The organism is Lactobacillus gigeriorum DSM 23908 = CRBIP 24.85 (genome assembly GCF_000296855.1).
GTDB classification, from domain to species: Bacteria; Bacillota; Bacilli; order Lactobacillales; family Lactobacillaceae; genus Lactobacillus; species Lactobacillus gigeriorum.
The window spans coordinates 16,768-43,603 of sequence record NZ_CAKC01000024.1 but is presented as its reverse complement, the minus strand read 5'-3'; the positions used below and the strand labels follow the sequence as shown (position 1 = coordinate 43,603).

At 34.2% G+C, this 26,836-nt stretch carries 21 protein-coding genes and 3 pseudogenes; 3 read left to right on the top strand and 21 right to left on the bottom strand.

Going from position 1 to position 26,836, the window contains the following annotated elements; translation table 11 throughout:
• Positions 1-242 (bottom strand): annotated as a pseudogene (locus BN52_RS02145) (hypothetical protein); the annotation flags it as partial.
• A gap of 603 nt (positions 243-845) precedes the next feature.
• On the opposite strand from BN52_RS02145, the gene BN52_RS02140 reads away from it, so the two are divergent.
• A complete protein-coding gene (locus BN52_RS02140) occupies positions 846-1,742 on the top strand; it encodes a metal ABC transporter solute-binding protein, Zn/Mn family (RefSeq protein WP_008472485.1) in 897 nt (298 codons plus the stop codon).
• Here BN52_RS02140 and BN52_RS02135 read toward each other — a convergent pair.
• The 5 genes and pseudogenes from BN52_RS02135 to BN52_RS02115 form a co-directional block, all read right to left on the bottom strand.
• Positions 1,719-2,872 (bottom strand): annotated as a pseudogene (locus BN52_RS02135) (transposase); the annotation flags it as partial. The gene BN52_RS02140 and the pseudogene BN52_RS02135 sit on opposite strands and share 24 nt — an antisense overlap.
• 193 nt (positions 2,873-3,065) lie before the next feature.
• Entirely contained in the window at positions 3,066-3,407 is a 342-nt protein-coding gene (locus BN52_RS02130; RefSeq protein WP_008472482.1) for a type II toxin-antitoxin system PemK/MazF family toxin, read from the bottom strand.
• Complete coding sequence (gene mazE / locus BN52_RS02125; RefSeq protein WP_008472481.1) at positions 3,401-3,649, bottom strand: type II toxin-antitoxin system PemI/MazE family antitoxin; 249 nt, start codon at positions 3,647-3,649, stop codon at positions 3,401-3,403. The genes BN52_RS02130 and mazE overlap by 7 nt, the downstream gene beginning before the upstream one ends.
• A gap of 689 nt (positions 3,650-4,338) precedes the next feature.
• Complete coding sequence (locus BN52_RS02120) at positions 4,339-5,295, bottom strand: helveticin J family class III bacteriocin (protein WP_008472480.1); 957 nt, start codon at positions 5,293-5,295, stop codon at positions 4,339-4,341.
• Positions 5,296-5,329: 34 nt separating this feature from the next.
• Positions 5,330-6,004 carry an MmcQ/YjbR family DNA-binding protein gene (locus tag BN52_RS02115; RefSeq protein WP_008472479.1) on the bottom strand — a complete coding sequence of 225 codons (675 nt, stop codon included), beginning with the start codon at positions 6,002-6,004 and terminating at the stop codon, positions 5,330-5,332.
• 131 nt (positions 6,005-6,135) lie between these two features.
• Between BN52_RS02115 and BN52_RS02110 the strand changes: the two genes are divergently transcribed.
• The gene (locus tag BN52_RS02110) at positions 6,136-6,789 is read left to right on the top strand and encodes a hypothetical protein (protein WP_008472477.1); all 654 of its coding nucleotides are present in this window, start codon (positions 6,136-6,138) and stop codon (positions 6,787-6,789) included.
• Between the two features lie 54 nt (positions 6,790-6,843).
• Here BN52_RS02110 and BN52_RS02105 read toward each other — a convergent pair whose 3' ends face one another.
• From BN52_RS02105 to BN52_RS02050, 14 genes are all read right to left on the bottom strand, one after another.
• Complete coding sequence (locus tag BN52_RS02105; RefSeq protein WP_008472475.1) at positions 6,844-7,185, bottom strand: MazG nucleotide pyrophosphohydrolase domain-containing protein; 342 nt, start codon at positions 7,183-7,185, stop codon at positions 6,844-6,846.
• Between the two features lie 64 nt (positions 7,186-7,249).
• Positions 7,250-9,370, bottom strand: a complete 2,121-nt coding sequence (locus BN52_RS02100) for an FAD-binding protein (RefSeq protein WP_156640966.1) — start codon at positions 9,368-9,370, stop codon at positions 7,250-7,252.
• A gap of 13 nt (positions 9,371-9,383) precedes the next feature.
• Positions 9,384-11,201, bottom strand: coding sequence for an FAD-dependent oxidoreductase (locus BN52_RS02095; protein WP_008472472.1), 1,818 nt, complete (start codon positions 11,199-11,201; stop codon positions 9,384-9,386).
• A gap of 105 nt (positions 11,202-11,306) precedes the next feature.
• A complete protein-coding gene (locus tag BN52_RS02090; protein WP_157685040.1) occupies positions 11,307-11,570 on the bottom strand; it encodes a hypothetical protein in 264 nt (87 codons plus the stop codon).
• 75 nt (positions 11,571-11,645) lie between these two features.
• A complete protein-coding gene (locus BN52_RS09580; protein WP_008472469.1) occupies positions 11,646-12,182 on the bottom strand; it encodes a LysR family transcriptional regulator in 537 nt (178 codons plus the stop codon).
• Positions 12,183-12,387: 205 nt separating this feature from the next.
• Positions 12,388-12,951 carry a hypothetical protein gene (locus BN52_RS02080; RefSeq protein ID WP_008472468.1) on the bottom strand — a complete coding sequence of 188 codons (564 nt, stop codon included), beginning with the start codon at positions 12,949-12,951 and terminating at the stop codon, positions 12,388-12,390.
• Positions 12,952-12,974: 23 nt separating this feature from the next.
• Positions 12,975-13,118, bottom strand: a complete 144-nt coding sequence (locus tag BN52_RS09735; RefSeq protein WP_008472467.1) for a DUF4357 domain-containing protein — start codon at positions 13,116-13,118, stop codon at positions 12,975-12,977.
• 43 nt (positions 13,119-13,161) lie between these two features.
• Entirely contained in the window at positions 13,162-14,499 is a 1,338-nt protein-coding gene (locus BN52_RS02075; RefSeq protein ID WP_008472466.1) for an AbiH family protein, read from the bottom strand.
• 74 nt (positions 14,500-14,573) lie between these two features.
• Positions 14,574-17,657, bottom strand: coding sequence for a type III restriction-modification system endonuclease (locus BN52_RS02070; protein ID WP_008472465.1), 3,084 nt, complete (start codon positions 17,655-17,657; stop codon positions 14,574-14,576).
• A 1-nt stretch (position 17,658) separates the two neighbouring features.
• Positions 17,659-18,654, bottom strand: coding sequence for a DNA methyltransferase (locus BN52_RS10330; RefSeq protein ID WP_008472464.1), 996 nt, complete (start codon positions 18,652-18,654; stop codon positions 17,659-17,661).
• Positions 18,611-19,585 (bottom strand): site-specific DNA-methyltransferase, encoded by a 975-nt coding sequence (locus tag BN52_RS10325; protein WP_236698466.1) that lies wholly within the window; start codon positions 19,583-19,585, stop codon positions 18,611-18,613. Before BN52_RS10325 ends, BN52_RS10330 begins: the two co-directional genes overlap by 44 nt.
• Positions 19,572-20,204 (bottom strand): DUF4391 domain-containing protein, encoded by a 633-nt coding sequence (locus BN52_RS02060; protein ID WP_008472461.1) that lies wholly within the window; start codon positions 20,202-20,204, stop codon positions 19,572-19,574. The genes BN52_RS10325 and BN52_RS02060 overlap by 14 nt, the downstream gene beginning before the upstream one ends.
• Positions 20,205-23,486, bottom strand: a complete 3,282-nt coding sequence (locus tag BN52_RS02055; RefSeq protein WP_008472460.1) for a helicase-related protein — start codon at positions 23,484-23,486, stop codon at positions 20,205-20,207.
• Between the two features lie 347 nt (positions 23,487-23,833).
• Complete coding sequence (locus BN52_RS02050; protein ID WP_008472459.1) at positions 23,834-24,292, bottom strand: DUF6518 family protein; 459 nt, start codon at positions 24,290-24,292, stop codon at positions 23,834-23,836.
• Positions 24,293-24,452: 160 nt separating this feature from the next.
• Between BN52_RS02050 and BN52_RS09730 the strand changes: the two are divergent.
• A pseudogene (locus BN52_RS09730) lies at positions 24,453-25,480 on the top strand (IS4 family transposase).
• Between the two features lie 596 nt (positions 25,481-26,076).
• On the opposite strand, the gene aroD reads toward BN52_RS09730, so the two are convergent.
• Positions 26,077-26,835 (bottom strand): type I 3-dehydroquinate dehydratase, encoded by a 759-nt coding sequence (gene aroD, locus BN52_RS02030; protein WP_008472453.1) that lies wholly within the window; start codon positions 26,833-26,835, stop codon positions 26,077-26,079.
• Position 26,836: the final 1 nt, after the last annotated feature.

Genomic DNA, 26,836 nt, shown 5'->3' with positions numbered 1-26,836 from the left:
GTAATAACTGTTCCATCTGCTGTATTTCTGAGTCTTACATCAGTACCTTCCTTTACAGGTAAGCCGTTAGTATAAACAAAACTTCCGGTGAAGCCCTCATTTTCAGTTGATTTGCTCATGACAACCTTTTCTGAATCTTGGGTAGCAGCAAATACTAAATTGGACTCAGTTCCTACTAAAGAAATTCCTAAGGTTATACCTGCTAATATAGCACGTGCTTTAAATACATTCTTCTTATACATATAACTTCTCGGTATATAAAATGTGAATAAATACGGCTTAAATCTTTTAAGTTGTATTTACTAGAAAGTTATATTTTTCCTTTCTAAACTATTACGATTTTTTGAAAAACCACAATTATAATATTTTGATAAAAATACTATAAATAAAGAATACAAAAATTATCATCGATAATCTTATCTTCACATTTCGCTCTTTCTAAGATAAGACCTCGTAATGTATATTTATCTAAGTAAATCAATTAACCTTCTTTCTAATTATTGCTTGAAAAAAACTATTATTAGAATTCATGTCAAATACGACAAAATGATCATTTATTAAAACGCTAGCTAAAAATCTTATTATCGTGAATACTAAAATAGCTTACTAATTTATAATCACTCTAATTTAGAAAAAACACGAGTTTTTATAAATTAGCTTAAGAAGTAAGTCTTACATACTTTTAAATATAAGTCAACAATTTTTTATTAATAAGCAAAAAAATTAGTTAATATAAAAAGCTTGACAAAAATCTTTTGTAATTATAAGCTATTCTTACTCTTATTTAGAAAGATATCGCTTTTTTCTAAATTAGAGTGATTATAAATTAGATTAGGAGTATTTTTATGAAAAAGAAAACATTTTTAATGCTTGGTATGACGGTTTTAGCGTTGGGAGGATTGGTTGGTTGCTCGAAGTCATCCAATAATAGCGCCCAAAATTCTTCAAATGATAAGAAAATTACTGTTGTTACTACAACCAATGTATATTCTGATATTGCAAAAAACATAGTAGGAAAGTATGGTGTATCTAAAGCTATAATTAGTGATTCATCTATTGACCCACATGATTTCGATCCAAAAACTAGTGATGCTAAAATTGTTGGATCAGCTGATATAGTTGTTGCTAACGGATTAGGCTATGATTCTTGGATGAGTAAACTTGCCAAATCAGTCAATAAAAAAGAAGTTTTGGTAGGAAACGATCTAATGAATTTAAAAAATGGTGATAATCCACATATTTGGTACAATCTATCAATGCCTAAAAAATATGTAAATTATTTAGTTTCAAAATTTTCAAAATTACAACCTACCCATAAGAGCTACTTCAAAACCAATGCTGAAAAATATCTAAAGAAAGTTGACAATATTAAGAAAATAGCCGATAAAGCAGCTAATACAAGTACTAAACCCGTATTTGTAAGTGAACCTGTATTTGACTATGCTTTAGAACAAGCTAATATTAAAATTGGTAATAAGGATTTTGAAGACGCAGTTGAAAGAGAAACCGATCCATCTCCAAGAATTGTTAATACAATGATCAACGATATTAAAGCTAGAAAAATTGCATTTTTTGTAAATAATGTCCAAGAATCTAGTTCTACAATTAATACCTTTGTAAAGTTAGCTAAGGAGAATAATATTCCTATTCTTAATGTTAGGGAAACAATTCCAAACAACACTACATACTTGAAATGGATGCAGAATAACTACACAAATTTAGTAGATGTATCTAAGAAATAATAAACTCTTTGTTAAACAATCTAAAGTAGTGTCTGGGAAAAAACTAACTTTCAGATACCAAAAGACGATCAATCCAACTCTTAATTTGAGTTGCTTGACCGTCTTTTTCTTGTTATTTTTATTTTTGCGTAAAGAAGATTGGTCCTTTGACCATCTTCTGTTCCAATATTTGCTTAAATTCATCATCATGAAGGCTATTCCCACATCAGTTTCAACCTTCTTTTTGCCTCTTAAATGAGTTCGACGCATGCCAAAAACGTTCTTCAAATGTCCAAAAACTGGCTCCACATCATACTTTCTCTTGCTGTAGATGTATCTGCCTTCAGGACTTTGGAGAACTCCTTTAGCTTTTTCTTTTAAGTATTGCCAGTTAGGATTATAGCGAACCTGCCGCTGGCGTCCGCTCTTGTTTTGGCTAAACGCTCTAATTCTGGCGTTAATTGAAATTCATCCGCTTCGTAAACCTTAAAATCGCGAACCTGACCAGTCGATTTATCTTTACGCCGACTATAACATTTGAAGCTAAATCTAACGCCGTTTTGATCGAGGTAGTAATCGCCTTGTTCATCATAGAACCAGTTGGCTAGCTTAGTTGGATCGTTTTTGTACTTTCTGGTTTGTTCCTTTTCGTACATGGTATAAGGGATATAGTACTGCTTGTCTGAATACTCTTCTTCTAACATTGAGTAGTTATATTCGCTACGTAGCCAGCAGCGGCGACTATTTTGTCAAACTTGTCCAGCGTCATCATTTGTTCTAAAAAAGGCTCTAGAGTCTTAAAGTCAGTCGGGTTAGGATACAAAGCAAAATCAACTATATATTGATTAGTAGTAGCTGCCTGGATATTGTAGCCTGGCTTAAGTTGACCATTTTTCATGTGGTCCTCCTTCATATGCATGAACGTCGCATCGTGGTCGGTCTTGGAATAGCTATTGCGCCCAGCAAAGATCTCTTTTGCCTCTTCGTATTTCTTCATTCTAGGAACATAGTCTTTTCTGAGTTTATGAAGCAGCTTCTTAAGACCGCGCCTTCTTGCTTTTCTAGGCGATCTCTTCAGTCAGCTTTTCAATTTCAGCTTCTGTTTCTTGCGCTAGCTCTGCCAGCCCCTGACTGGTTTGGACTTGTTCTTTTCAATATCGTTTAGCTGCTTAAGATAATAAAATGCGCTATCGTTAGATAGCTTATTTGTGCTAGCAAAAAAGATACTTACTGAACAAAAAAATTCGATAAATGCCTTGAAAAGCGAAGATCCACTTTGTCAATGCCTTAACTTAATGACATTGATCGCAACTGGTAAGACTTATTTTTTCTTCAATTGTAATTCTAGGAAACTACCAATTTGATTTTTTGGCGAACCTCATCTAATAAATCAGGCGGTAATTGTTCAATATATTCCCATTTTCTTCTGCTAAAATCAAAGGATTTTAGTTGCTCTACATATATTGTTCCATCACTTTGTGTCCGTGAATCTAAATGAACATGAAGCGGATAGCTTTCACCATTAAACGAGCCATGAAAAATTGGTACTACCCACACAAAGGGTGAAGTTTTCATTAGTATATCATTGCTGATTACTACTGCCGGTCTACGCTTTTGAATTTCGGCACCCGTAGATGGATCAAAATTAATATAGATGATGTTTCCACTTGTAGGAATTTTTACCATAATTCTTCCCCCACTGGCTTGGCATTATCCCAATCTTTTAGATCGTCTGGCGTTTGATATTTTCCATGCCAATTTTTAAAAAGCTCTTCCATTGTGTCAGGGACTTTTTTACTTGGAGACAAAATCAAAGTACCATTTTTTCCTTTTTTGAAACGAAACTCAGTGCCAGGCTTCACGTTAAATGACTTAGGAATAGTTACTACCGTAGCATTTCCTTGAATTCTAGCTTTAACTAAACTCATATAATCAGCCCCCTGTCCTTTTTCATTATTATATCATAGGTAATTACAAAAGTAATTATTTTTACTTAAGTAAGTATTACTCTTGATCTCTATTCTTCATAAGAATCAAAAGCAAAATATCTTTTTTAGCTAAGATAAAGAAAAAGCTTTAAAAATAAAGTAAGCCACAAAAGTGTTTAACTCTTACGGCTCACCCTATTTTGATTTAAACTAAACAGATTTCTATCAAGTTTCTACCTATATTTTACTTTCGTTTTGAATTTTTAGGCTGAAGCAAGTAAATTAGTTAACCATGACTACTCCATATTTATTTACCCTAATAGCAGATAGTAATGTCTTGAAGACATTAAAAATAATGTCTTTTCTAACAGCCGTGGCAAACTCTAGATTATTAATGGTAGAAGTTGAAACGCTAAGGCTACTGATAGTCTCTTTAATGTAACTCAGTACATCATTAGCACTGCTGAAAAAACACTTTTTCGATTCTGTCTTTTTCTGCCATAAATTCTACCTTTCTGTAACAAATTAGTAGAGGCAAACTATCCCCTACATATATTAGATACGCAGAAAAAGGCCAAATCTATTTTTTAAAACGACATCTTTACCTTTTCTTAAGAAATAAAGTGCTTTTCCCTGTAAAAAGCAAAAAAACATACCTCAAACTCAGTAAAAAAATTCGAGATATGTACTTACCAGGATAATTTATAGATTTTATTTAACACCGTCTTATTGCTACCATCTACCTCTTCATGGTAAGCAACCGTCAAATAACAATGATCTTCTCCAATAATTTGTATTCCTTCAAGCTCGCTATGTTTCCCGGCAAGATCAAGTTTACTAATTTTACTTAAATTGACCGCTTGCCAGTTGGATTCTAAGCTTTCGCTTCGTGCATCATGGGGAATTTTTATAATCTGTTTGTGATGTAACTTCCACTTTCCGTCAGATAATTGTGGTGCTCTTTGACTAGAAAGATAAATATTTCCTTCGTTATCGAGATCAATGCCCTGAATGGAATTTACAACAGCTTCTTCACCGATACCGTAAAAATTGGAAATGGTAAAACTTTCCAAATATGGAAAATCTTCAAGACTTATAAAATCTGATCCAATAGTATCAAGTTCGGCATTAATTTTCTTTAAATCAAAAATTGTAAAATGTACTTTCTGCTTATTTTCAAGCGTCATCAACAAAAGTTGCCGATAATCCGGTGACACTGCTACTTCGGCATGAGTCATTAAGTCCCCAGCAAACGAAGTTTTTCCTGCCCGATTTAAATATGCCAAACGAGGAAAATCAGTATTGCTCTTGTGATTTTTAGAAACAACGTCAAGATCGACTCGGGCAATTTGTTTAGCCCAATTGCCTTTCCCAGGCTTAGTTCCGATAAACCATTGTCCTGCTCTTTCGGCATATTCCCAAGTTTGCGTGTGGCCAGCCGCTTGATTGGTTAAAATCAAAATTGGTTTAGCGACTTTTTTGCGATTACCACGCAACACATAAGTTTCATGTTGAGATTTCCGCAGTTGCAAAGCATAAATGTATTTAGTTCCTACATTTCCTTTTTGCACTACGGCCCGATAACCTGTGTTCAAATCAGAACTTGCTTCAATTCTAACCTTCGTTATTTCCCTTAACTGTTTCATTGTTTTTCCTTGGTAAAAATCCTACGCATCCCAACTAGGTAAGTGCAAAACTGTCAGCTATCAAATCCATAATTTCTTGATCTGCTAAGCTTTCATCCAACATTACAGAAATCCAGGTCTTATGGTTCATGTGATAAGCGGGAAAAATCCCTTTGCTCTTAAGTAATCTCGTACTTTTTGCAGGATCAACTTTTAAATTAATAATATCAACAATACTTTCATCCCCGTCCTTAAGGAGCACATCCCGTTTAACGTCCATGATTAGCGCAAACCATTTACGTGACTCGACATGTCTAAAAGTACCGTAGCTTTGATACTGTTTTTGACCCCATGGAAAATCGGGCAAAACTTTAAACTGTTCTTTGATCATCTCAGTGATCCGATTTGCTTGTGCCGACTTAAATAAAATATCTTCAGCACATTTTTCTGCAATATCTGCTAACAGCTGCCGATATTTATCCCTAACTTGGCTAACATATGCTCCCGTGAGACTATCAATTCTTAATTGGGCGTATTCTTCATCATTCAGCACATCGATCACTTTTCCACTGATTTCACCCTTTTTCGATACGGTTATCATTGCTCTAAAAGCGCCATTCATAAAAGTAGTTTTAAAATGATAGGCACCATCAATTAAGTGAAAACCATATGCAAGAAGTTGGTCAATTTTCAATCTTTTTTTGTAAAATACTTGCTCTTCAATTGTCATAGAATCGTTCCTTTGCTATTCATACTATTTAGCATAGCAGGACTTAGTCAGTTTTGCTTAGATTTCGTCATAATAAATTTTCTGATCACATTATTTTTACAATGATAAAATATAACTATAGGAGTAAAATTATGAATAAAAAAATTATTTCTATCTTAGCTGCGACCATTATGACAGGCACCTTGGCAGCAACGAATGTATCTGTTGCTTCGGCCGCAACTAATAAAATTATCTATCATGCAATCAAAGGCAGTAATAAAAAGTTAGTCACTGTTACCAAACGTATTCCTTACTACCAATATTCAAAAAAAGGTAAACTCTTGAGCAAAAAATATTTAACCGTTGGTACTCAAGTTTATGTTAAAAAGGGTAATAAAAATAGTTGGATCATTTTCTTAAGTCCAACTTCTAAGAAAGCCTTGGTTGTCAAAAAGCACAATGGTTGGTTCGAGAATGCAAAGGCTAGCACTAATGCCACAAGTTCAGCATCTACCACGCAAACCCAAACTGAAACAAGCCCAAGTACAAGTACACAAAATGTGGTTAATACGACAAGCGAACCCGCATTTAGTGGCTTCCCAGCAGGTGCTGGTTATCTTGAAAAATGGGATATCGTTAAATCACTTACTGGAGCAGCTCGCGACCAGGCAGAAAGAGCATTAATGAGTGAATTAGGCATTACTACTTCTAGTGGAACCCCATTAGTATCAAGCCAAGCTTTTGAAAATCAATTCAATAAAATCAGCAATGCTGCCCAAAGCATCGGCGACTATATCCAGCAATAGTTTATAAAAAACGTGTACTAAGATCTGTTAAACACAGAATAGGTACACGTTTCTTTATTTACCGGATTTAGCAATAAATTCCTCTAAGTTATGATGATGGTATTTGATAGATGCTGCCCTATCTTTTTCCAAAATTACCTTATTCAGATCCAAGTTATTCCAGGCAGCAATCGCAACCACATAGTGGATTACATCAGCTAATTCATTACCAAGCTGCTCTTGCAAATCTTCTCCGTGGGAATCTTTTCTGCCAGTTTTTTTATTTAAAACTTCTGCTACCTCGCCGATCTCTTCGATCAACTTCATAAATAAGCTTTGATCACTTTGAATGTTTTGGTAGAGATCGCCTAGGTATGCTTCTAGGTCTGATATTTTAATGTTGGTTGGGTTGGACATGGTTAGCTCCTTGATTAATTATTTTCTTCTAAAATATCAAATCCCAATTCTTATATCAATCTATTTATAAGCTAGCTACATTTTCTCCGGCAATTTTCCCAGAGACAAAAGTCCACGCCTGTGCCTGCCCACCCCATGGAGTATAGGCTTCGCCATTTTTATTTTCTACACCTTCAGAATCTTGGCCTACTGCAAAAAGGTTATCAATCACAGAACCATCCTTTCTCAAGACATTCATCTTTTCATTTATATTCAAACCACCGCAAGTCGCGTATGCATAAGCAGCATTTTCAAAAAGATAAAATAGTCCATTCTTACTTCCTAAAGCTTTTTCTAGCTTTGCTTGATCCATATTTAACAACTCTGCGATTTCACGAACTGTACCCTTCCAAGCATTTCTATGCTTGATTGTTTGATCAATAATTTTATCAATATCTCTGATTGGAGTATTAGCTACAGGCATCTTCCCACCTTGTCCTATTGCAAAAATATTTATTTTTGTAGTTATTTCAGACAAACCGTGCTCTCTTATCTGATCTATTTCATCTTGAGAATATGCATTATAATAGTGAAATCCTGGAGCAAAGGCAGTTTGAATCTTTAAGTCCGAATTAGTTGTACCTGTGTCATCTTTAGAACCTAATATAGTCCCAGTTTCATCGATCTGAATAGCATCAGGAGTTGTAGCTAATGCTGATAAAATCGCTTTTTGATCTGCACTTAAAGAATTATCTCTGATAATATATGGCACCTGAGAAATATGTATCATCGGTAATGTTTTTAGAGCATAGGTATCTGCACCTAATTCACGTGCCATTCTTATCCCATCACCCTTGGCAGTAGTACTACCAAAAACATGACAATCAGCGCCATATACTTCCTTCATCATTTGAGCATTTCCAATAAATCCACCACTTGCTAAAATAACGCTCTTTGCATAGATCTGATAAATCGTTCCATCATAATATTTGGCTTTCACTCCAATGATTTTCCCAGCATCATCTGTCAATAACTTTTTAGCACGAAGTTCAACTTTATAATCATTGTTAGGATTCATTTTCTTAGCTTTTTCTAAAGCATTTTCAAACTGAAAGGCGTGGTCAGGACCAGAAATATACCACTTTTTATTATCCTTGTCTGCAGTATAAATGATCCATTCTTTAGTCCAGTCTTTTCTAACAAATGATGGCAAGAATCCTCCTACTGGAGCTCCTGGAAAAACGCCATCAAAACTAAAGCCAAAATTTTTGATGTAATAGTCAATGGCTGGTCCACACTGATCAATTGCGGTTTTGATAACTTCAGCTTTGCTATCACTACCAACATATTTTATCCAAGTTTTGTAGAGGTCAGCTGGATCGATATTATCTTGACCATTATTATATTTTGCATTTAATTCTTTGGAATTAACCACCATTGGTCCAAAAGTTGAAACGGAATTACCACCAATAGCACCTGCTGCTTCGATACCAAAAACTTTTGCTCCAGACTTAGCAGCTGCACAATAACTTAAAACTCCTGAGCCACCTAGTCCTACAACGATTACATCATAGTCTTTTAAAATGACAGTATCAGTTTTAGTAGAAACAGGAATGTGCCAATCATTGACGTCTCCCCCAGCTTTTGCAATTGCCTTTTCCGTAATTGATCTGATTGCTACTGATGAAGCCGAAGCTCCTGTAACTACGCCGGTATCTAATGACTGATTCTTAATTATTCTTGGAATCATTTTTTCTTTTGCAACTTCAAACCATTGAGAAGTTAAGGAATCCGACTCTTTTGTGATATTGATGTCTTTAATTTTATTGTCCTGAAATGTTACTTCGCCAGTCATTGGATACATAAATCCATACGATGGAGCTGAGGCTTGATAGGTTCCATCTTTTAAAGTTTTAGCATGGCGCATTTCCTTGCCACTAGCTTTGGCAAAACAATCCTTTAATGCTCTTTTGACTGCGCTACTTGATTCCGTTGCGCCAGTAATCACATCTAGTTCTGGAGATTGACAGTCTATTGCTTCTTCTTGCATTTTTTCAACTGCTTGTTGATTAAAAATTGCATTTACTTCTTCCGGAATAATTTGTATAGCGGTCAACTTACTTTCGTTGAACTTAGTTTTTACAGTAATTGACGAATTGTGTGCTAACGCCTTACTTTCATAACTTGCTGGGATGTATTTAGTCATTTTTTCTACCATTCTAATTCATATTTTGAAGATACTTTTCTGCATTCTTTACCGAATAACGTCCTGAATTTACACAATGCGCACAACATGAGCCACCTAAATTAATGGTATAAATATTCTTATATTGCATGGCACTATCAATTCCGGCAGCATACAGTCCAGGGATCTTGTTCCAGTTGTTATCGATTACTTCAAAGTTTCTATTCTCACCAATTCCGCCGATTGAAATTGCTAAAGACTGGTCAAGTCTAGCAATGTAGTATGGTCCTTCTTCAATCGGTACCAAATACTTTTGCTCCTTGCCAAATTCGTGATCTTCTCCTTGTTTGCAGAATTCATTGTAGCGATGAACTTGATCAACAAAAGCTTTCTTTGGCAGTCCTATGCGATCAGCTAGTTCTTCTAAACTATCTGCTTCAAACAAAGAATTGCTTTCATTAGTTTTTACGCATCGATCTAAAATTCTAAGAGCTTGTTCACGGTCATGATGATTTAATTCATCAATTCCCTTCATGCTCTTTTGTTCTTCTAATGAGAGATCTTGCAAGTTGTCCTCATATTCCGCAAACATTTTACGGTTAAAAACAAGATATCCATTTTTGATTGACTTAAACGGTTGAGATTGTAAAATTGCATTCCGATCGGTAATGCTCTCATCAGTAAATCTAACTCCATCTTGATTTACCCATAAAGCAGGCCCACCTGCTAGTAAATCTCGACCATTTCCTAGTGGCAATGCTTTTACAAAATTGGTGATCAATGGCGCAGAATTCTGTAAGGTATCTTTTGCTCCAACAGCCATCGCCATCTTATAGGCATCCCCTGTAGAACCTGTCATCCCAACGATCAGCATATTGTCAACATTCCAGCCTTCTCTAGCAACTAATTCTCGATCTTGTCCAAATCCACCTGAGGCAAAAATTACTGCTTTAGAGTTAATTTGCACAACATCATCTTCAATTTTTGCGTAAACTCCTTTTACTACGCCTTGGTCATAAATTAACCCAATCGCTGGTGAACTCGTTAGTATCTCAACGCCAAGTTCTAATGCTCGTTTCTTCATATATGGGATATATCCTGTGGCACCTCTTCCATCTTTAAACCAGTGAAACGTTGGCAAGGGACAAGTATGGTGATAATCGTCAACTGCTTCAAATTGAACGCCATTTTTGATTAACCAATCAATATTATCAGCGGTGTGACCTACCAAATCTACCCAAAAAGAACCATCTGCTTGATATTGAATAGTTTCTAGCTCATTCTTAACTACTTCTTCTTTGGCGAAAGTTATTCCAGCAGCTTTCTGCATCTTAGTTTCAGCTCCAAGCATGCCCTCAACTCCGGAACCATTTCCACCAACAAAGCCATTTTTCTCTAAAACAATAGTCTTAACATGATCTTCACCAGCTTGTACGGCTGCTGCCAAGCCTGCAATTCCGCTACCCACGATTGCTAAGTCAGTGTCTATTGTCTTAGCAATCTTTTCGGGCTTTTTGATCCACTTTTGGTAATCGCCTTTTTCTTCTACGTCTGACTTTTGCATACTAGTTTTTTCAAAGTTTTCAGGATTTCCTTCAGCATCAACGATAGCTTGCTTAGTTGCAGCTAAAATACCCTTACTTGAAACCGTTGCTCCTGAAACAACATCAACACTAACCGATTGTTTTTCTATAATTCTGTTAGTCATCTTATCAAGCGTATTTTTTTCGAGATCTGAAATGTTATTGCTTTCGCTAGCAATTTTTACAATCTTACCATTGTTAATTTCAATCGATAAGTTTATCGGCCGATCAATACCTTCTGCCTGTTCAAAATATTTGCCGTTCTTCATTCGTAAAGTGACCTTTCTACATCAAATTAATTATTTCACAATCTAAGTATAGTAAATCGCTTACATAATAACCAATATTGATTTTTGATCCTGTATAATGAAAACCTATGAAAAATGCTTTATTAATTCAAACAGTTTTACTGTTTCCTTGTCATAATTATTCTTCAACTTAGCCACGCGTAATTGATATTTATACGGTGAATCTTTAAAAGGTATTTTCTTTATCTTTTTAGCTTGTTCAAGCGGATAATCATTTGGCAAAAAGCAAAGATAGTTTTTATGCTCAATCAAAAATAATTCACTGTCAACATCTTCTACTTCTTGCTTGATATTCAGTTTTGATCCTAGCAGTTCCGTTCTTTTAGCCATGATTTCAAAAGATTGACTCACTGAATTTGGGCTAAGCATCACTAGTGGATACTGATATACTTCCTGGACACTTACCTAATTTTTGCTTGCTAAGGGATGGGTAATTGCAGCACAAACAACCAGATCTCCTTCAGAAATTGGATAGCTTTCAATCTTGGGATTTTTTTCGATGGCAGTGTCATAGGTAATAATTAAGTCTAGTTTCCCATCCAATAAATTTTGAACTTCGTCCTTGATACTTTGCTTCACAACGATAAAATTTTCGTTACTTATGCTACTGCCTAATCTTTCTAAGATCTTTAGATCAATAGCAGAATTATAGCCTAAGCGAATTTGCGAGTTTTGATCTGAAATATATCTTTGAACCTCATTGTTAAAGATCTGATATTGCTTGAGAACTTTCTTGGCTTCTGAATAAACAACTTTTCCGGTCTGCGTTAATTTTACTGGCTTGTATTTTCTATCTAAAAGAACAATTCCAAGTTCCCTTTCAATTTCCTTAACTTGTTGAGAGATACTTGTTTGGGCAACATGATTTATTTCACCAGCCTTGGTGAAACTACCTGTTTCTACTACGTCGCAAAAGTACTTTAAATTAATCAATGTTGGCATTCTCTTACCTCAAAATCTCTTGATCGCTATAACTACTCTAAGATGACTATTTCTATTGATACTTACTAGTTTATAATTTTTCAGTCTAAAAGTTGATAGACTGAGTGAAATTAAGTGCATAAGAAAACCATACTTCGACTGATTATCGAAATATGGTTCTGATATGGTTCTGGTTAATTAAAATGTTTATTCACTGGAACTTTGCTTAGATCAATTTTTGTCCAGGAAAGACATGACCTTTCATTTTTTTAGCTATTGCTTTTGACTTGTATAAGTTGACGTACTTGCTGTACACATTTGAGTACCATAAAACATCGTGCTTCTTGCCATTAATCACTTCAGTTTTAGGTACGAAGAAATTCCAAATTTCATAACCATACCAAGGATCAACTTCTAAAGCGTCCATTCCCCTAAAGTTTTTCACTCTTAAATCTCCGGCATACCAATTTTTGGTTGCCTTGCTTGCTATATGAGCCTTTTTTTGATTGTTAACAATTGAATCAGCGTAAGCTATTTTACGATCTTGTACATAAATAACTTTCTTGTTCAAAGTATGTGCAGTAAATGTAATCTTAACCAGTTTAGCTTTCTTGTCATAGAAAGGAAAATGCGAATCAGCATCATATGAATACCAGGTACCTCGATAAATTTTAGGAACCGTAAACTTTGGACCTCTTCCATATGCTGCACTAACTTCTCTATTATTGATTACCACAAAAATTGCAAATACGCCCATAACTGCAATAAGTGCTTTAAATAATCGTTTCATGTTTAATCCTCCCACTATCAATGCTATTTATTCTCAAAGTATTCTGCTAAAGTTTTGCCATCAGCTGTCTTCAGTGCTACCTTACCATCTTTGGATGTTCCCCAAACGAATTTAGCGATTCCTGAGGGGCTAGAAAATTCAAATTTTTCTTTTACAATGCCATCCACAATTGAACCATTAAAACTTCAATATCCCTTATTTTTTCAATAACTAATAATATCTATGTATCCTAACGTTATTGTCAACCATATCATTTGTTTTTTTAATAGGTACAACACTCAATCTATTTTCTAGGTTCATTTTACTAATAATATTCTTACCATGATTTTTGTCTAAAGACTCACCATAATTTTCAAGTAAATTATATAATCTAGTGATTGCTTTCTTCTTATAAATGATAGTATCATTTTTACTCTCCCCAGGATAATAAAAATATTCAATCCTACATCCTGAGTTATAGAGATCATTTTCATCAAATACAGCTTCAAAGTAAGAGTAATCTGCGCTACCCAAAGAATGGCCATATATAGTAATTAACCCTACATTGCTATAGCCTTTTGAAATCCTTATTCTATTAATATCATTTTCGATCACTCTATAAGCCTTAGTAAAAAGAATTCGCAAATCAAATTCTGATTGATTATCTTCAAAATTATGATTATCAATCCCGAAGATGGGAGCAGGTAATTGATATTCGAAATTATATTCATCTTTGCTCTTTATCGCGTTTTTTGAATTTACATCATCAAAAAAGGCAACTCCATGGATATTAGTCCAACTATTGATATTTCTAGTTGTTATTTCCTCAAATCGCTCATCAAGTGAATAATTAAAATTAAGGACATCTATCTCAGTAGTAGCTTTATGATTATTTTCCGATATACGTGAAAGAGATATGTTCTCAAAGATCTCTTTTGCTTTTGACAAATAATCACTTTTTGAATCATTATAATCAATTTGATTCTTTATAAATGAGGCAAAGTTTGATTCGAATTTTTTCAACTCTGTTAATAATTCAGTAGCTCTGACTTCAACACTATTTTCCTCTACAGAGGAGATATTATTTACTGCAATTTTAAAAGCATCTTTACCACTGATTTCTTGAGAATTAAAAGTTACCCTATCTTCATAAGATATTTTATTTTCGCTTTTAGAATTCAAATCAAATGCTATTGTCAATACTTCATAGATTACAGATTCAACATCCTGCCATTCATATGATTGGGGATCTTTTCCTATACAACACTTAGCAAAAAGAAATATTATGTCCCATCTATTTGGTGTTTGATCGTGAAACCATTTATCACAAAATTTTCTAAAATAATCGATATTTGATGATAATTCCTTATCATTCTTAGCTGAAAACAAATCATTCATAATTTCTGTTTGCTTTTGTTCAAAATCATCATTTAAATCGGTCAAATCATGAATATCCATACTTTCCTTCTTAAATAGATGTTTAAATCTGTCTAAGAAAAAATCACTATATGAACTTTTTAATCCTGCAGCTAGGTCAAATCCATTTCCTAAAATGATAAGTTGTTTCAAATTAATTCTCCTATATAACTTATAATGGTCAAAAATGATATTAAAGATTTTTTCTTACGAAATCACGAATATGCTTACTTTGAATTTATCACATCTAATAGATTTTGATATGTATCTACTTGATCATAAACTACATCTGCAGTTGAAAGTTCATTGAATAATTTCTTTGCACATTTTATTTTTGTTTGTTCGATAGTTTTTAGTTGCATGGTATCCATAGATCCCTTTGTTTCCGCAATAAAGAAAAGGTGTTTTACTGTACCCTTCTTAAAAGCAATTGCCCAATCGGGTGCATAATTTCCAACTGGAGTTGGAATTTGGAATCCACGTGGTAATTTGGCATAAACTACCACTTTGTCATCAAGATCCATGTCTTCAGCAAATCTTCTTTCAATTGATTTTTCCGCAAATCCATCAGCAAAAACATAATCTTGAACATTCTTCTTTGCAGGATAAGCCTTAGCAAAATTCTTATTTCTCTCCGCAGTAAATATGTCCGCGTCATATGTACCATCAGTTTCATTATAAGTTATATCTTCAACAATCATCGTTGCTTTTTGCTCATTAATTAGATTGCTTACTTTAGTAATGAATTCTTCAGGGTTGTATTTGTACATTTCAAACTTTTGAGAGGTTATCCCCTTTAGTATCTGTACAATTGTTCTTCGCGTTAAATACGTTGAAGATGCTATCTTCCCAACAAGATCATATTTAATCTGACTAACGTTCGTTCTATTTATGGCATATGTTCTCGTACTATCTGAAACAAATCCCGTTCCAGAATTTACAGTATCTGCTGACCAATCTTCACCTTGGGTACCTTTCGTAACGATGTACTTAAGCTCTGCGACAACCAAGCGCGCATTAATAGCATTGATAGACTTTTCTATAAGTTCCTTACTATCAAAATGAACAGTATAGCTATATTTGTGATTAATATAATTCCATAAAGTTTGAAATTCTTTTTTGTAGAAATTGTCATTCAAATTATTTTCTGGAATTCTTGTAACATTAGCATTTTCGATCATATCGGATAATTGGGAATCTTCGAAAATATTTTGAATTAATTTATGAATTCCATCAGCAATATTATTCAAATCATGCTTATCAGGCATTGGAGCTAATGTTCCATTGGTCTCATCATTTCTGTATTTCTCAGTAATATGATCGTCATCATCAACATAACCATTTTGGATCAAATAACGATAGATAGAATTAGCTTGTTCTTTAGTAACCATAACAACTGTGTTGGAGAACTTAACCTGCTTGCCCGCAAAGTATTCTGGTGTAGCAACTGTTGGTCTCTCATAAAGATCATCCTTAATCTCTTTTTGCAGTGATGATACAAAATCTTTATATCCATCACTAGCAATAACAGTTAATTTGTTAATTTGCTGTACTTCAGAACCTAAAACATTTTTATCCATTCGTTCTCCATCCTGATTTACGCAGATACGCAATCCACGACCAACTTCTTGACGTTTATTGGTCGTACTGTCACCACCATGTTTTAGGGTACATATTTGGAAAACATTTGGATTATCCCAACCCTCACGCAAAGCGGAATGAGAAAAAATAAATCTCACTGGATTATCTAATGATAACAATCCTTCTTTGTCTTTTAAGATCAAATCGTACGCAGATTCATCATCACTAATATCCGATCCTCGTTTAACTTTAGAGTCTACTTTTCTCCCTTTCTTATCAATACTAAAGTATCCCGCATGCGTTTGTTTTACATCGATACTTTCAAGATATTTTTCATATGAATCGTTAAAAAGAGTTTTATATTTATTTACCGCATTAATATATTCCTCTTCAAAAATTTCACCGTACTCTGAATTTAGTTCATTGCCATCTTCATCGTACTTTCGATAATTTTCGACTTTATCAATGAAGAATAGCGACAATGTTTTGATACCTTTTTTATACAGTTCTTGCTCTTTTTCTAGATGTGAATTAATAGTCTCTCTAATTTGAATTCTACGGATATCTTTCTCGCTAACATCTCCAAGTACTTCACCTGTATGGATTTCTACGCCATTAGTAAATGATACTTTTCCATTTATTGGATCAATTTCATTGATATGATAACCCCTATACTGCTCCAAATCTTTCGACAAAGAGAACAAATCGTCATCTACATTTACAATTCTAGTCTCTCTGTTAATTGATTTCTTATAACCAATCTCAAATTCTAATCGTGCCTGTGGAGGTTTCTTAGGAGAAATAATAATTTGTTCTAGAAATAAATATCCGTCTGTTCCTCGTAAATTTTTTATTTCGAAACCTTTTACTTCAATCTTCTTGACCAATTTCATTTTATAAGCATCAAGGGCATCTAAAACATAGACCAAATCATGATGTTCTTTATGAGTTGCAGAATAATTTAGCGTAAAAAGTGGGTTGAATTCTTTAAGTGACTCTTTCGTCTTCTTTCCACCCATTTTTTGAGGTTCATCCAAGATAACAATTGGTCGATTAGCTTGAATTACATCTATCGGACGTCTACTACCAAATTCATCTAATTCCATCCGAATTCGACGGGCATCTTTTCCACGGGCATTAAAAGCCTGTACATTAATAATTAATACTGATAATTCTGCATTTGAACTAAAATCATCAATATCCGTTAATCTTTTTGAATTATAAACATGAACTCTAGCTTTTTTCCCATATAATTCCTGAAAGTGATCTTGCATGGTCTCAAAACTTTTTTGTACACCTTCGCGTATTGCTATTGAAGGTACGACCACAATAAACTTTGACCAGCCGTATTGCTTATTCAATTCAAACATTGTCTTGATATAAACATATGTTTTACCTGTTCCCGTTTCCATTTCAACATCAAGGGAACAAGCACCGTTTTCTTTTGTTAAAGAGCTGGACTCCTTAATATTATTTTCCTGTTGTACTCTTTTTAGATTCTCTAAAAGTTGCTCATCATTTATAAAAACTGGTGAATTGGAAAAACCAGCATATTTTTCATCATCTGACATTTGAGCGTTAAAAACAGTAATATCATCATTTGTGTAACCAGCATCCCTGCGATAAGTAAATTTATCATGAAATGGTTGTCCAGAAAAAACTCTAACTACACTATTTACCGCATCTGTTTGATAGGGCTGAATAGTATATTTAAATTTCATTTCTGACATATTATAAAACCCTCCTTACAGTTTCAGGACTATAGGTTTCAAAAATCTGTTCAAAGTTTGTGGCTACACTATCGTTAACCATGCCACTATCTCTGAAAACTGCATAATATGGTTTCTTCTTTGCAATTTCCGTTACAACTTCTTCACTAACATCTTTGTCAAAACAAGCCAATAAATAACCATCGGCTACAGAAAATACTTCTTTATCGCCTATTTTCTCAGTTTCAATCTTTGAAGAAAGTAAAATGCCAAGATCCAGCATAACTTGGATTAACAAATCTTCTGGGCTCCGATCCTCTTTGATATTATCGGAAAGCAAATCCAGTTGTCTTTGATCAATTTCATTTGGTCGGTAATATACATCCTTCATATTAGATGAATCAACCTCAAAGCAACGAAATCCATAATCAATATCTGCCCCAGTCTCGTCTTTTATTTTCTTTCCAGCTCGACGTATACGTTCTTCGCCTATATCACATATTGTCTTATAGCCCAACTTATACGCTACATTTTTTTCTTCCAAATCCTCTGCTAATTGAACAAGAATGTATTTTAATGAAATATTCTCCTTTTGAACAAATTGCATCACAGCATCCGCAGATGTGGCAGATCCAGAAAAGAAATCTAAAAATATATCACCATCATGAACATTGGCCAGTGTTATCAATTTTTTCAACAATGATGTAGGTTTTGGAGTATCAAATACACTCTGCCCGCCAAACAACTTTATTAATTCCTTGGTTCCTGCTGTCGAAGTTCCAACTTTATCAGCACTAAACCAAGAATTATCAACTGAGCCAAATTCCCTTTTTTCTTCGTAAAATACTTTTAACTGCGGTCGCCCCTTCCCATTTCGTGACCACACAATTCTATTATCTTTCAAAGCTTGATCGAACTTTTCTTTAGAAATTCGCCAGTGTCTTCCCATTGGAGGAAAATGTTTTTCACCTGTATTAGGATTTATAATTGCATAGGTTAGGCCTAATACGTGGCGCATCAAATGGATCTACTTTCCATGGACCGCGAGTATCGTTATCCGGATTTGAAAAATTTTCTTTACTAAGCGGTAGTGGCTTACATACAAAGCTATCTCTTCTATGCCATATTTTGTAATTACTTTCTTTGAGTCTTCTATTGTTCAATCTTCTTTTTTTGGCATAAACACAAATATATTCATGATTAATACTTAAATCAGTATCATTTTGAACAGAGGCTCTCGACTGCCAAGGAATTTCTGCTACAAGGTTATTTATCCCATACAGTTCATCACACATTTTTCTTAAATTTTCGACCTCATTATCATCAATACTGATAAAAATCACACCATCATCTGATAACAAATCCTTAGCAAGTTTTAACCTCGGATACATCATGTTTAACCAATCAGTATGAAACCGCCCGTTACTTTCATTATTTTGAACTAATCTGTTGCCATCCTCATCAGTCTGACCGCTATTATCAACATACTCATCAACAGTTTGAGAAAAATCATCTTCATAAATAAAATCATTACCAGTATTATATGGCGGATCAATGTAGATCATTTTAACTTTACCAAGATATGTCTCTTGCAAAAGTTTAAGAGCATCTAGATTATCCCCTTCAATATAGATATTTTCTGAATCCGTACCTCCAGGAGTTCCATCTCTACCTACAGATTTTTCTTTGTTCAATCGCAAGGTTTTTTCAATCGGCTTATTTGCCAAAATGATAGACTTCTTCTTATCTGGCCAAGTGAACTGGTAGCGTTCCTTTTCGCTGCCAATCACTTGCGCATTAATCGTCTGCATTAACGCATCCTTATCAATGGCTCTAACAACATTACCATCATCATCAATAGTCTCTGTTACTACATTTGGAAATAATTCTACTAATTTCTTGTAATTTTCTTCTGCAATATCTGGAGTATGCATCTTAAGCTTTTCCACCTGTAATCTCCTTCAATTCCTTCTTATAACTCTGAAGCTTTTGGTATAATTCAAATCTCTTTTTAGGTTGCTTTTCTTTCCAAACAGCTCTCTCAGTCTTATTTATGCTTTTAGTTAAAGTATTTATTCTATCCTGTATCTTTAATTTTTCATCTGTTGAGTTTTGTGCATTGTCAGTAGCTAAATTATCGCCAAGTGCAACTTGACGAATTAAGTCGTCCCATATAAGACTCAAATTTGTTCCAGACGATGTCAACTTAATATTTAAATCATTACTCCATTTTGAACGATACAATCTATGATGATAAACAGCAAGTTGCTTTTGATTTTGAAATTTCAACAAAAATATCAACTGATGTGGGTTTTGCCTAGCAATTGCTTCAATTATTCTTTTATCAATATCCTTTTTCTTTAGAGATATTGAAAGTAATAAAATCTCGCTGATTTCGGATTGATCTGTTAAATTTAAATTTTCTTTCGTTAGACTATTTTCAATCGTAATCCTATCTATGTCAGAAACAAATTTTGCCTTTAATTCATTCGACAATGAAAGATGTTTATAAAAAGCTTCCTTGGGAATTTTTTTGTTAACCTTCGTACTCTCAGGGAATTCTATCATCTACATCACCACCATAAAACAAATTAATTCAAAGTCATCTAATCCAGAGAATAGACTTTCCTGAAATGTAGTTTCTCCATATTTAAAGAAGCTCTCAATGTCTTCCTCGTCTTTGGCATCAATAATTGAATCAATCGTTTTTTCAAGTAATTGCGAAACTTTAGTCATGTTACGACCATTTTTAGTTTGCTTATTGAAAATATTGCATAGAGTTTCATCAGGTTCAGTTTTTCCTTTAGAAATATGTCGCATTTCCTCAAGCAAATCTTTTGATTGCAGATGGTTAATTATAATTTTTCCATCCATGCCCACATAAGCCATATAAAATGGATGTAAACGATTTTGATTTCGAATATTTATGTCAGTATTAACGTTTTTAAGAACAAATATAACCCCTGGTTTTTCTCCATGAACAACTGCATGAATTCCTAACGGAACATGATTAATATCTTTATGATCCTTCATATAAGAGAGTAGATCCATTCGAAAATCATTTAGTCCAAGATCCATGATCGAGATACCATTTGACATGTCTTCTAAATCAACAACTTCCTCTTGAAGTTTCTTTAGTTGGTTACTTCGATATTCTAGATCCCCTTTTTCTTCTGGATTAATAATGTCATCATCTCCAGTGGATGTCATGACTGATATCTTCATCCTAGTCTGAACTCTAGCTTTCAGATTTATATACTCGTCCAATGAAAGATCTGGCCAGAAATTAACTAATTGAATGTATTTATTTTTGCTACCAATTCTGTCAATACGACCGAATCTTTGAATTATTCTAACGGGATTCCAATGGATATCATAATTTATGCAATAGTCACAATCTTGTAAGTTTTGCCCTTCAGATATACAGTCCGTGGCAATTAAAATATCTATATTATTGTTTATATCTGAGGGATACAACACATCTCTATCCTTAGAAACGGGAGAAAAACATGTCAAAATATGATTCATCTCCGTCTTAAAATTAGGAATCGTCGTTTTTCCTTCAACACTTCCGGTTACAAGAGCGCTATTTAATCCTACCTTTTTAGCCTGAGGAACAATGTTCTCATAAAGATATTCTGCTGTATCTGCAAAAGCTGTGAAAATTAAGACCTTTTTATTACCTGGATTGATAGGCTTTTCTTCTTTCTCCTTAATAACGTTGATTAATTGATTTAATTTATAATCATATTCCGGAGTTATGTCTTCAACCATGTCAATAAGTTTAGAAAGTATAGTCAAATCACTATCTATATCCCTCTTCCAAGAAATATAGTCCATGTCACTAATATCGATCCTTACTTTTTTCCCTACCATAAACAGATCTGTATTCTTATCATCATCATCAAAATCCGATGCACTTGTTGATAAATCTGTTAAGTCTTTTAACTCTCCTGAACCATTTTTGATAAATTCATCAATTGTATTTGAAGTGTCAAATAAGTATTGGTAGACTCTTTTTACTGTTAGTAAAAATGAATGAACCGAACTCTCCATACGTTTCAACAAATTTATACTCATTAGGTGTTGAATTCCAGCTTCACGTCCTCTTCTGAAGTTTTCGGTTTCTTCTTCAGATAGGTATTTTGAAAGCTTGCTAGGCAAAATAAATTTTGTAGGCGTGTAAATTGCTAAATTTAACTGGCTTAAACACTCATAAACATCATTGTAATTAATCGCATTTGCTTTATCTGTGAGTTTAGGATAAAGCGAGATAGGTTTATTTCTTTCAGGAAAAGTTCCAATTTCTGTCGTATCGTAATACTTTTCAATATGATGACGCGAGCGTGCAGCCGTTACTTTATCGAGAATTTCAAAGAAATCAAAGTCTAATTGCGATAATAAATTATTAGTCGTTCTTTCTTTTTCGGGTAATTTTTGCCATGAATTATAAACTTTTTGAGCTTGTCTAAAGATAGTATCAATATCAGATTTAATATTAAGCTTCTCGTTTAATTCATCTGGTGTTCCTTCATAGGCTAAAGCTAACTGATTTTTTAAATCATTGAATCGGTTATTTACTGGTGTAGCAGAAAGCATTAGAACCTTTGTTTTAACACCAGGTTTAATTACACGATTCATTAATCGCATATACCTATTCTCTTTTTCACCACCATGAGTATTTGTTCCGTTTCCATTTCTAAAATTGTGACTTTCATCAATTACGACCAAATCATAATTTTCCCAATTAATTCTATCGATAGGTAGCCCTATAGCCGTTTTCCCACTATCACGAGATAAATCAGTGTGATAAAGGACGTCATAGCGGAAACGATCTTTTGCCAACGGATTATTTATCAAATTTCCTCTATATGTCATCCAGTTTTCAGACAACTTTTTAGGACAAAGAACTAAAACATTTTTGTTTCTACCTTCATAGTATTTAATTACAGCTAACGCAGTATAGGTTTTCCCTAATCCCACGCTATCAGCTAGAATACAGCCATTATATTGCTCCAGCTTATTGATAATACCTAATGCTGCATCCTTTTGAAAATTATAGAGCTTATTCCAGACCTCACTATTTTTGAATCCCGTAGCTTCATTAGGTAAATCATCATCAGATATATCATCAAGGAATTCATGAAAGACATTGTAAAGTGTCATAAAGTAAACCAATTCTGGTGAATTTTCTTGATACACTGTAGAGATCATATCAATCACTTCATTAGTAACATCGGTAAGTTTTTCTTCATTATCCCATACTGAATCAAATAAATTTAGGTAATCCATGCTTGCAGGATTTTCAATTCTAGTAACCATGTTACTAATATTGTTTCCTCTCTTACAGCCTATATCTACAGATGTAAAAGAGTTCATCGGAGTATATGTATAACTATCTTCTGAATTCTGAACTGTAAGAAAGTTATTCATGCCTTCTCGAGTTTTATTAGATTTGAATTTAACTTTTTTACAAATCCAGTCTGCGCACTCCTTAGCAACAGCCTTTTGTTTTAATTCGTTTCTGAGCTTAACTTCAAATTCGGTACCATATAAGCTTTTTTCTCTGCCTAGTCGAGAAATATAAAATTCTTTACGCTCTTTTTGCGTTTTTTCGGCTACGAAAGTTGGTGATGTAAAAATAAAACGAAACTCATCACATTTTTCAAGTTCTTCCTTTAAAGCTTGATACGCATATATTGAAAAACATGCTGCTGCGACTGAAATATTGCTTCCATACTTTATTTTCTTTTCTAGATCGTCCTTAACAACTTTAGTAGTATTATTAAACGTCTCCAAAATAGCACCCACTCTCATAGCTTTTCTAAAAATGGTTCTAAAACCTCTCATTTTAAAATAAACTTTTCCTCGTTACCATTCAAGGTTTATTTACTATAAATGCTAAAGTAAGGCTTTAAACGATCAATCAAGTTTAAAAATTTTAAAGTTCAACAAGTTTTTACCTTAAATAAACGATAGTATATTTTGACAATAAAAAAATCCAGGTTGTTAATTTCAACTTGGATTTTAGCATTTAAGTATCGCCACTAAATAATCACTATAATACACCAGCTGAAAGCCCAAAAAGCCTAACAAAGTCATCCCCCAAAAGGCCAATTGATACTTGAATTTTAACAGTCAGACTTAGTATTAAACGCGTATAGTATCAGACTGATTACGATCCACATCAGGATCGTTCACGCCATATGCGAATACTCTTTGAAATGCACAAGGTATGATAACCCTTCTGCTAAAAATGTAGCTGGCAACATGGTCATACAGATAACCCGCATCCTATCAGAACCATTTTTGGCCAAATAACCACCCAATCCGAAGATATAACCAAAGATGATGGCGCAAAGAATCCAGGTAATCTCATGAAAATCGAACATAAAACCTGTCTTCCAACTCAACTTATAGAAAGTGTAGTAAGTTTCCACACAGACTAACAGGTATATCACGCTAAAAAAGATTGCTTGTTTTCTTTGATAATATCTTCTTGAGACATAAAAAGCTGGGATCAACCAAACTGAACCCGAATTTGCAAAGCTATTGAAACTACCTGGCAAAAACTTTTGCCCAACAACCGTTAGCAAGCCAACAATAATTCCCCAAATTATGGCATAGATTACATAGTTAAGTCGTTTTTCCATCATGACCAACTTTCTTAAAATTTCTTACTATCTGAAACTTGAAAGTTAAGATTAGCGCTCCTTCCCCGTGCCTCTTGGCTTTTTCTTATCAAAAATAAAAACGCAGGATCTCTCTGCGTTATACTTTAAGTGTCAACCTAAAAAGTAAAGGAGATCCTGCGCAATGAACAGTATAGAACAAATCGACACAGAAAACGATACTAAATCCTTAATTTCTTCATTTATTAAACTAATTGGTCTAGCTAAGCTAACTAAACAAGTCAACTTTAAGCGCAAATCTACCATTTCATTAACCATGATTATCTCTTGGCTGATGTCAGTACATTTTGCTCGGCTTTCTTTATTCAGGGCTAAGGATGACAAACGTTTTTCCGTTAGAACTGCTCGCAATGTACTTAACGATGGAAGAATCAACTGGCAAAAGGAGAAATCAAGCTCAGAGAAAGATGAACGATGTAACTGTAGAGTTGATTAGACAGCCTTGTGATTAGGGGTAGAAGCTAAATATGTCTTATTCGATTCTTGGTTTTCTTCTCCAAGAATGTTTTGGATTTTAAAGAAGCTTGGTTTAGATGGACTTGGCATGATCAAGAAGAGCTCAAAGATTTATTACATTTATCGCCATCGCCGCTATAGCGTTAAAGACTTGTATGATCGTTTGGCTGCTTCAAACATCTGTAAAAAGAAACATTATCTTTATTCAAGCATAGTAGAGGCTCAATATCATGGACATAGAAGCTCGTCTTTGTCTCCAACCGTGGAAACAAGAACAAGTATTTGGTTTTAGCTACTACTCAGACAAAGCTTAGACCTGAAGAAATCATCCAACTTTATGGTCGTAGATGGCAAATTGAAACATATTTTAAGACGTCTAAGCAATATCTTGCTTTAGATAAATCTCAAGTTCAAAGCTATGATGGCCAATGTGGCTATATCGCAGTTACAGCAATAACCTATGATCTATTGGCCTGGCAGGAAAGACAAAATACGGATGATAAGACAATCGGAGATTTATTCTATCTAATGAACGGATCCTTACCTGATATTAGATTCGTAGATGCATTGGTCTACTTAATTTCAGAATTAAAAGAGCTTAAACGGAATAGTTTTGAAAAGATAGATGAAGTAATCAATGACTTTATTAACCAACTGCCACGATTCATTCAAATTGCCCTGAAGCAGATCATATAAAAACTAATAAAGCCCAGAAAAGCTCAACAGCGACAAGACTTGAGCTTGATTTTGGTGCTTTCAAGTTTCAGTGTATAATCATAACAGGCAATGTAGATAGCTATTACATTGCTCAGTAGTATACTGAAGACTGCACACCCCTCACAATCTAATGCTACGGAAGTGATGAGTCATGCAGATTTTGGATAGACTGGAGTGTATTTGCCCTTGATAGCAATATATTGGGCTATTGCGATTAATATTGTTCTCACAGCAATCGGTAAGTTGGTAATTGATCTTGCCATTGCCAAGGCAATAAAAAACGCTAATCCAAAGGATTAGCTAACACAAAAGTCTTCTAAGCTACGATTGAGGAAAGACAGCTAGCACCTGTCTTTCCTCTTTTCTTTTTCTATTTTAGCAAAATTCTACAAAAATTACACACATTGTGTGATTCTTTTCAACAAAACGTGACAAATTATAACCATTCCACAAGAAAAATCCAGGCTATCGGGTGCCTGGATTTTATACGATTTACTATTTGATTTACTACAAATATTTTATTCTAGAGGATATATATTTAGGGTTTTTGGTATTTTGAGTTTTTCTGTCACTAATTAGTGTAATTCGAGGTAACTTTCAGCGTTACGCAAGTCTTCAATTGATAGTTGACCAGGTGCAGAAACCTTGCCAACAGCACCAAATGAAAGACTTGAACCAAAGACTTGACCAGCTACACGGCTTACCTTACCCAAATCGCCCATTGCCATCGTGATGATTGGGTTAGGAAGAGCCTTGTTAGCTTCATTAGTAGCTTCAAGCAAAGTCAAAACATCGTCTGCGTTATGAGGCATACATGCAAGCTTTGGTACATCAGCACCCAAGCTTGCCATCTTCTTCAAGCGGAAGACAATTACATCTTTAGCAGGAACTTTTTCAAAGTCGTGGTTACTCATAATAACTACAACATTGTAGTTGTGCGCACTTGCGATTAATTGATCGATTCGCTTTTCATCATGGAAAAGTTCAATATCAACGGCATCCCCAAGACGCTTTTCGATCACTGTTTCAACCAAGTCAAGGTAAGCATCCTCAGTTAATTCTAAAACGCCACCTTCGTTCTTAGTTCTAAAAGTTACTAAGATTGGCAATTTACCAACTACGTCGCGCAATTTCTTAGCAGTTTCACTTAAAATCACTGCATTCTTAACGCCATCTTCGTAGTAGTCGATTCGCCATTCCATCAAGTCTGGCTTAGCTTCCGCAATTTTTGCTGCTGAAGCTAAAATTTCTTCTTCAGTAGTTCCTACATTAGGAACTGCAATTTTAGGTAAGCCTTCACCTAAAACAATATTTCTAATTTTAACTGTTGCCATT

Excerpts from the sequence above, each read along its gene's own strand:
- BN52_RS02095 (WP_008472472.1), bottom strand. The coding sequence starts at position 11,201 with ATGAAGAACGGCAAATATTTTGAACAGGCAGAAGGTATTGATCGGCCG.
- BN52_RS02130 (WP_008472482.1), bottom strand. The coding sequence starts at position 3,407 with ATGGTAAAAATTCCTACAAGTGGAAACATCATCTATATTAATTTTGAT.
- BN52_RS02080 (WP_008472468.1), bottom strand. The coding sequence starts at position 12,951 with ATGAAACGATTATTTAAAGCACTTATTGCAGTTATGGGCGTATTTGCA.
- BN52_RS02115 (WP_008472479.1), bottom strand. The coding sequence starts at position 6,004 with ATGACAATTGAAGAGCAAGTATTTTACAAAAAAAGATTGAAAATTGAC.
- BN52_RS02120 (WP_008472480.1), bottom strand. The coding sequence starts at position 5,295 with ATGAAACAGTTAAGGGAAATAACGAAGGTTAGAATTGAAGCAAGTTCT.
- BN52_RS02070 (WP_008472465.1), bottom strand. The coding sequence starts at position 17,657 with ATGTCAGAAATGAAATTTAAATATACTATTCAGCCCTATCAAACAGAT.
- aroD (WP_008472453.1), bottom strand. The coding sequence starts at position 26,835 with ATGGCAACAGTTAAAATTAGAAATATTGTTTTAGGTGAAGGCTTACCT.
- BN52_RS02105 (WP_008472475.1), bottom strand. The coding sequence starts at position 7,185 with ATGTCCAACCCAACCAACATTAAAATATCAGACCTAGAAGCATACCTA.
- BN52_RS02110 (WP_008472477.1), top strand. The coding sequence starts at position 6,136 with ATGAATAAAAAAATTATTTCTATCTTAGCTGCGACCATTATGACAGGC.
- BN52_RS02055 (WP_008472460.1), bottom strand. The coding sequence starts at position 23,486 with ATGAGAGGTTTTAGAACCATTTTTAGAAAAGCTATGAGAGTGGGTGCT.
- BN52_RS02140 (WP_008472485.1), top strand. The coding sequence starts at position 846 with ATGAAAAAGAAAACATTTTTAATGCTTGGTATGACGGTTTTAGCGTTG.
- BN52_RS10330 (WP_008472464.1), bottom strand. The coding sequence starts at position 18,654 with ATGCGCCACGTATTAGGCCTAACCTATGCAATTATAAATCCTAATACA.
- BN52_RS02060 (WP_008472461.1), bottom strand. The coding sequence starts at position 20,204 with ATGATAGAATTCCCTGAGAGTACGAAGGTTAACAAAAAAATTCCCAAG.
- BN52_RS02100 (WP_156640966.1), bottom strand. The coding sequence starts at position 9,370 with ATGACTAAATACATCCCAGCAAGTTATGAAAGTAAGGCGTTAGCACAC.
- BN52_RS02090 (WP_157685040.1), bottom strand. The coding sequence starts at position 11,570 with ATGGCTAAAAGAACGGAACTGCTAGGATCAAAACTGAATATCAAGCAA.
- BN52_RS09580 (WP_008472469.1), bottom strand. The coding sequence starts at position 12,182 with ATGCCAACATTGATTAATTTAAAGTACTTTTGCGACGTAGTAGAAACA.
- mazE (WP_008472481.1), bottom strand. The coding sequence starts at position 3,649 with ATGAGTTTAGTTAAAGCTAGAATTCAAGGAAATGCTACGGTAGTAACT.
- BN52_RS02050 (WP_008472459.1), bottom strand. The coding sequence starts at position 24,292 with ATGATGGAAAAACGACTTAACTATGTAATCTATGCCATAATTTGGGGA.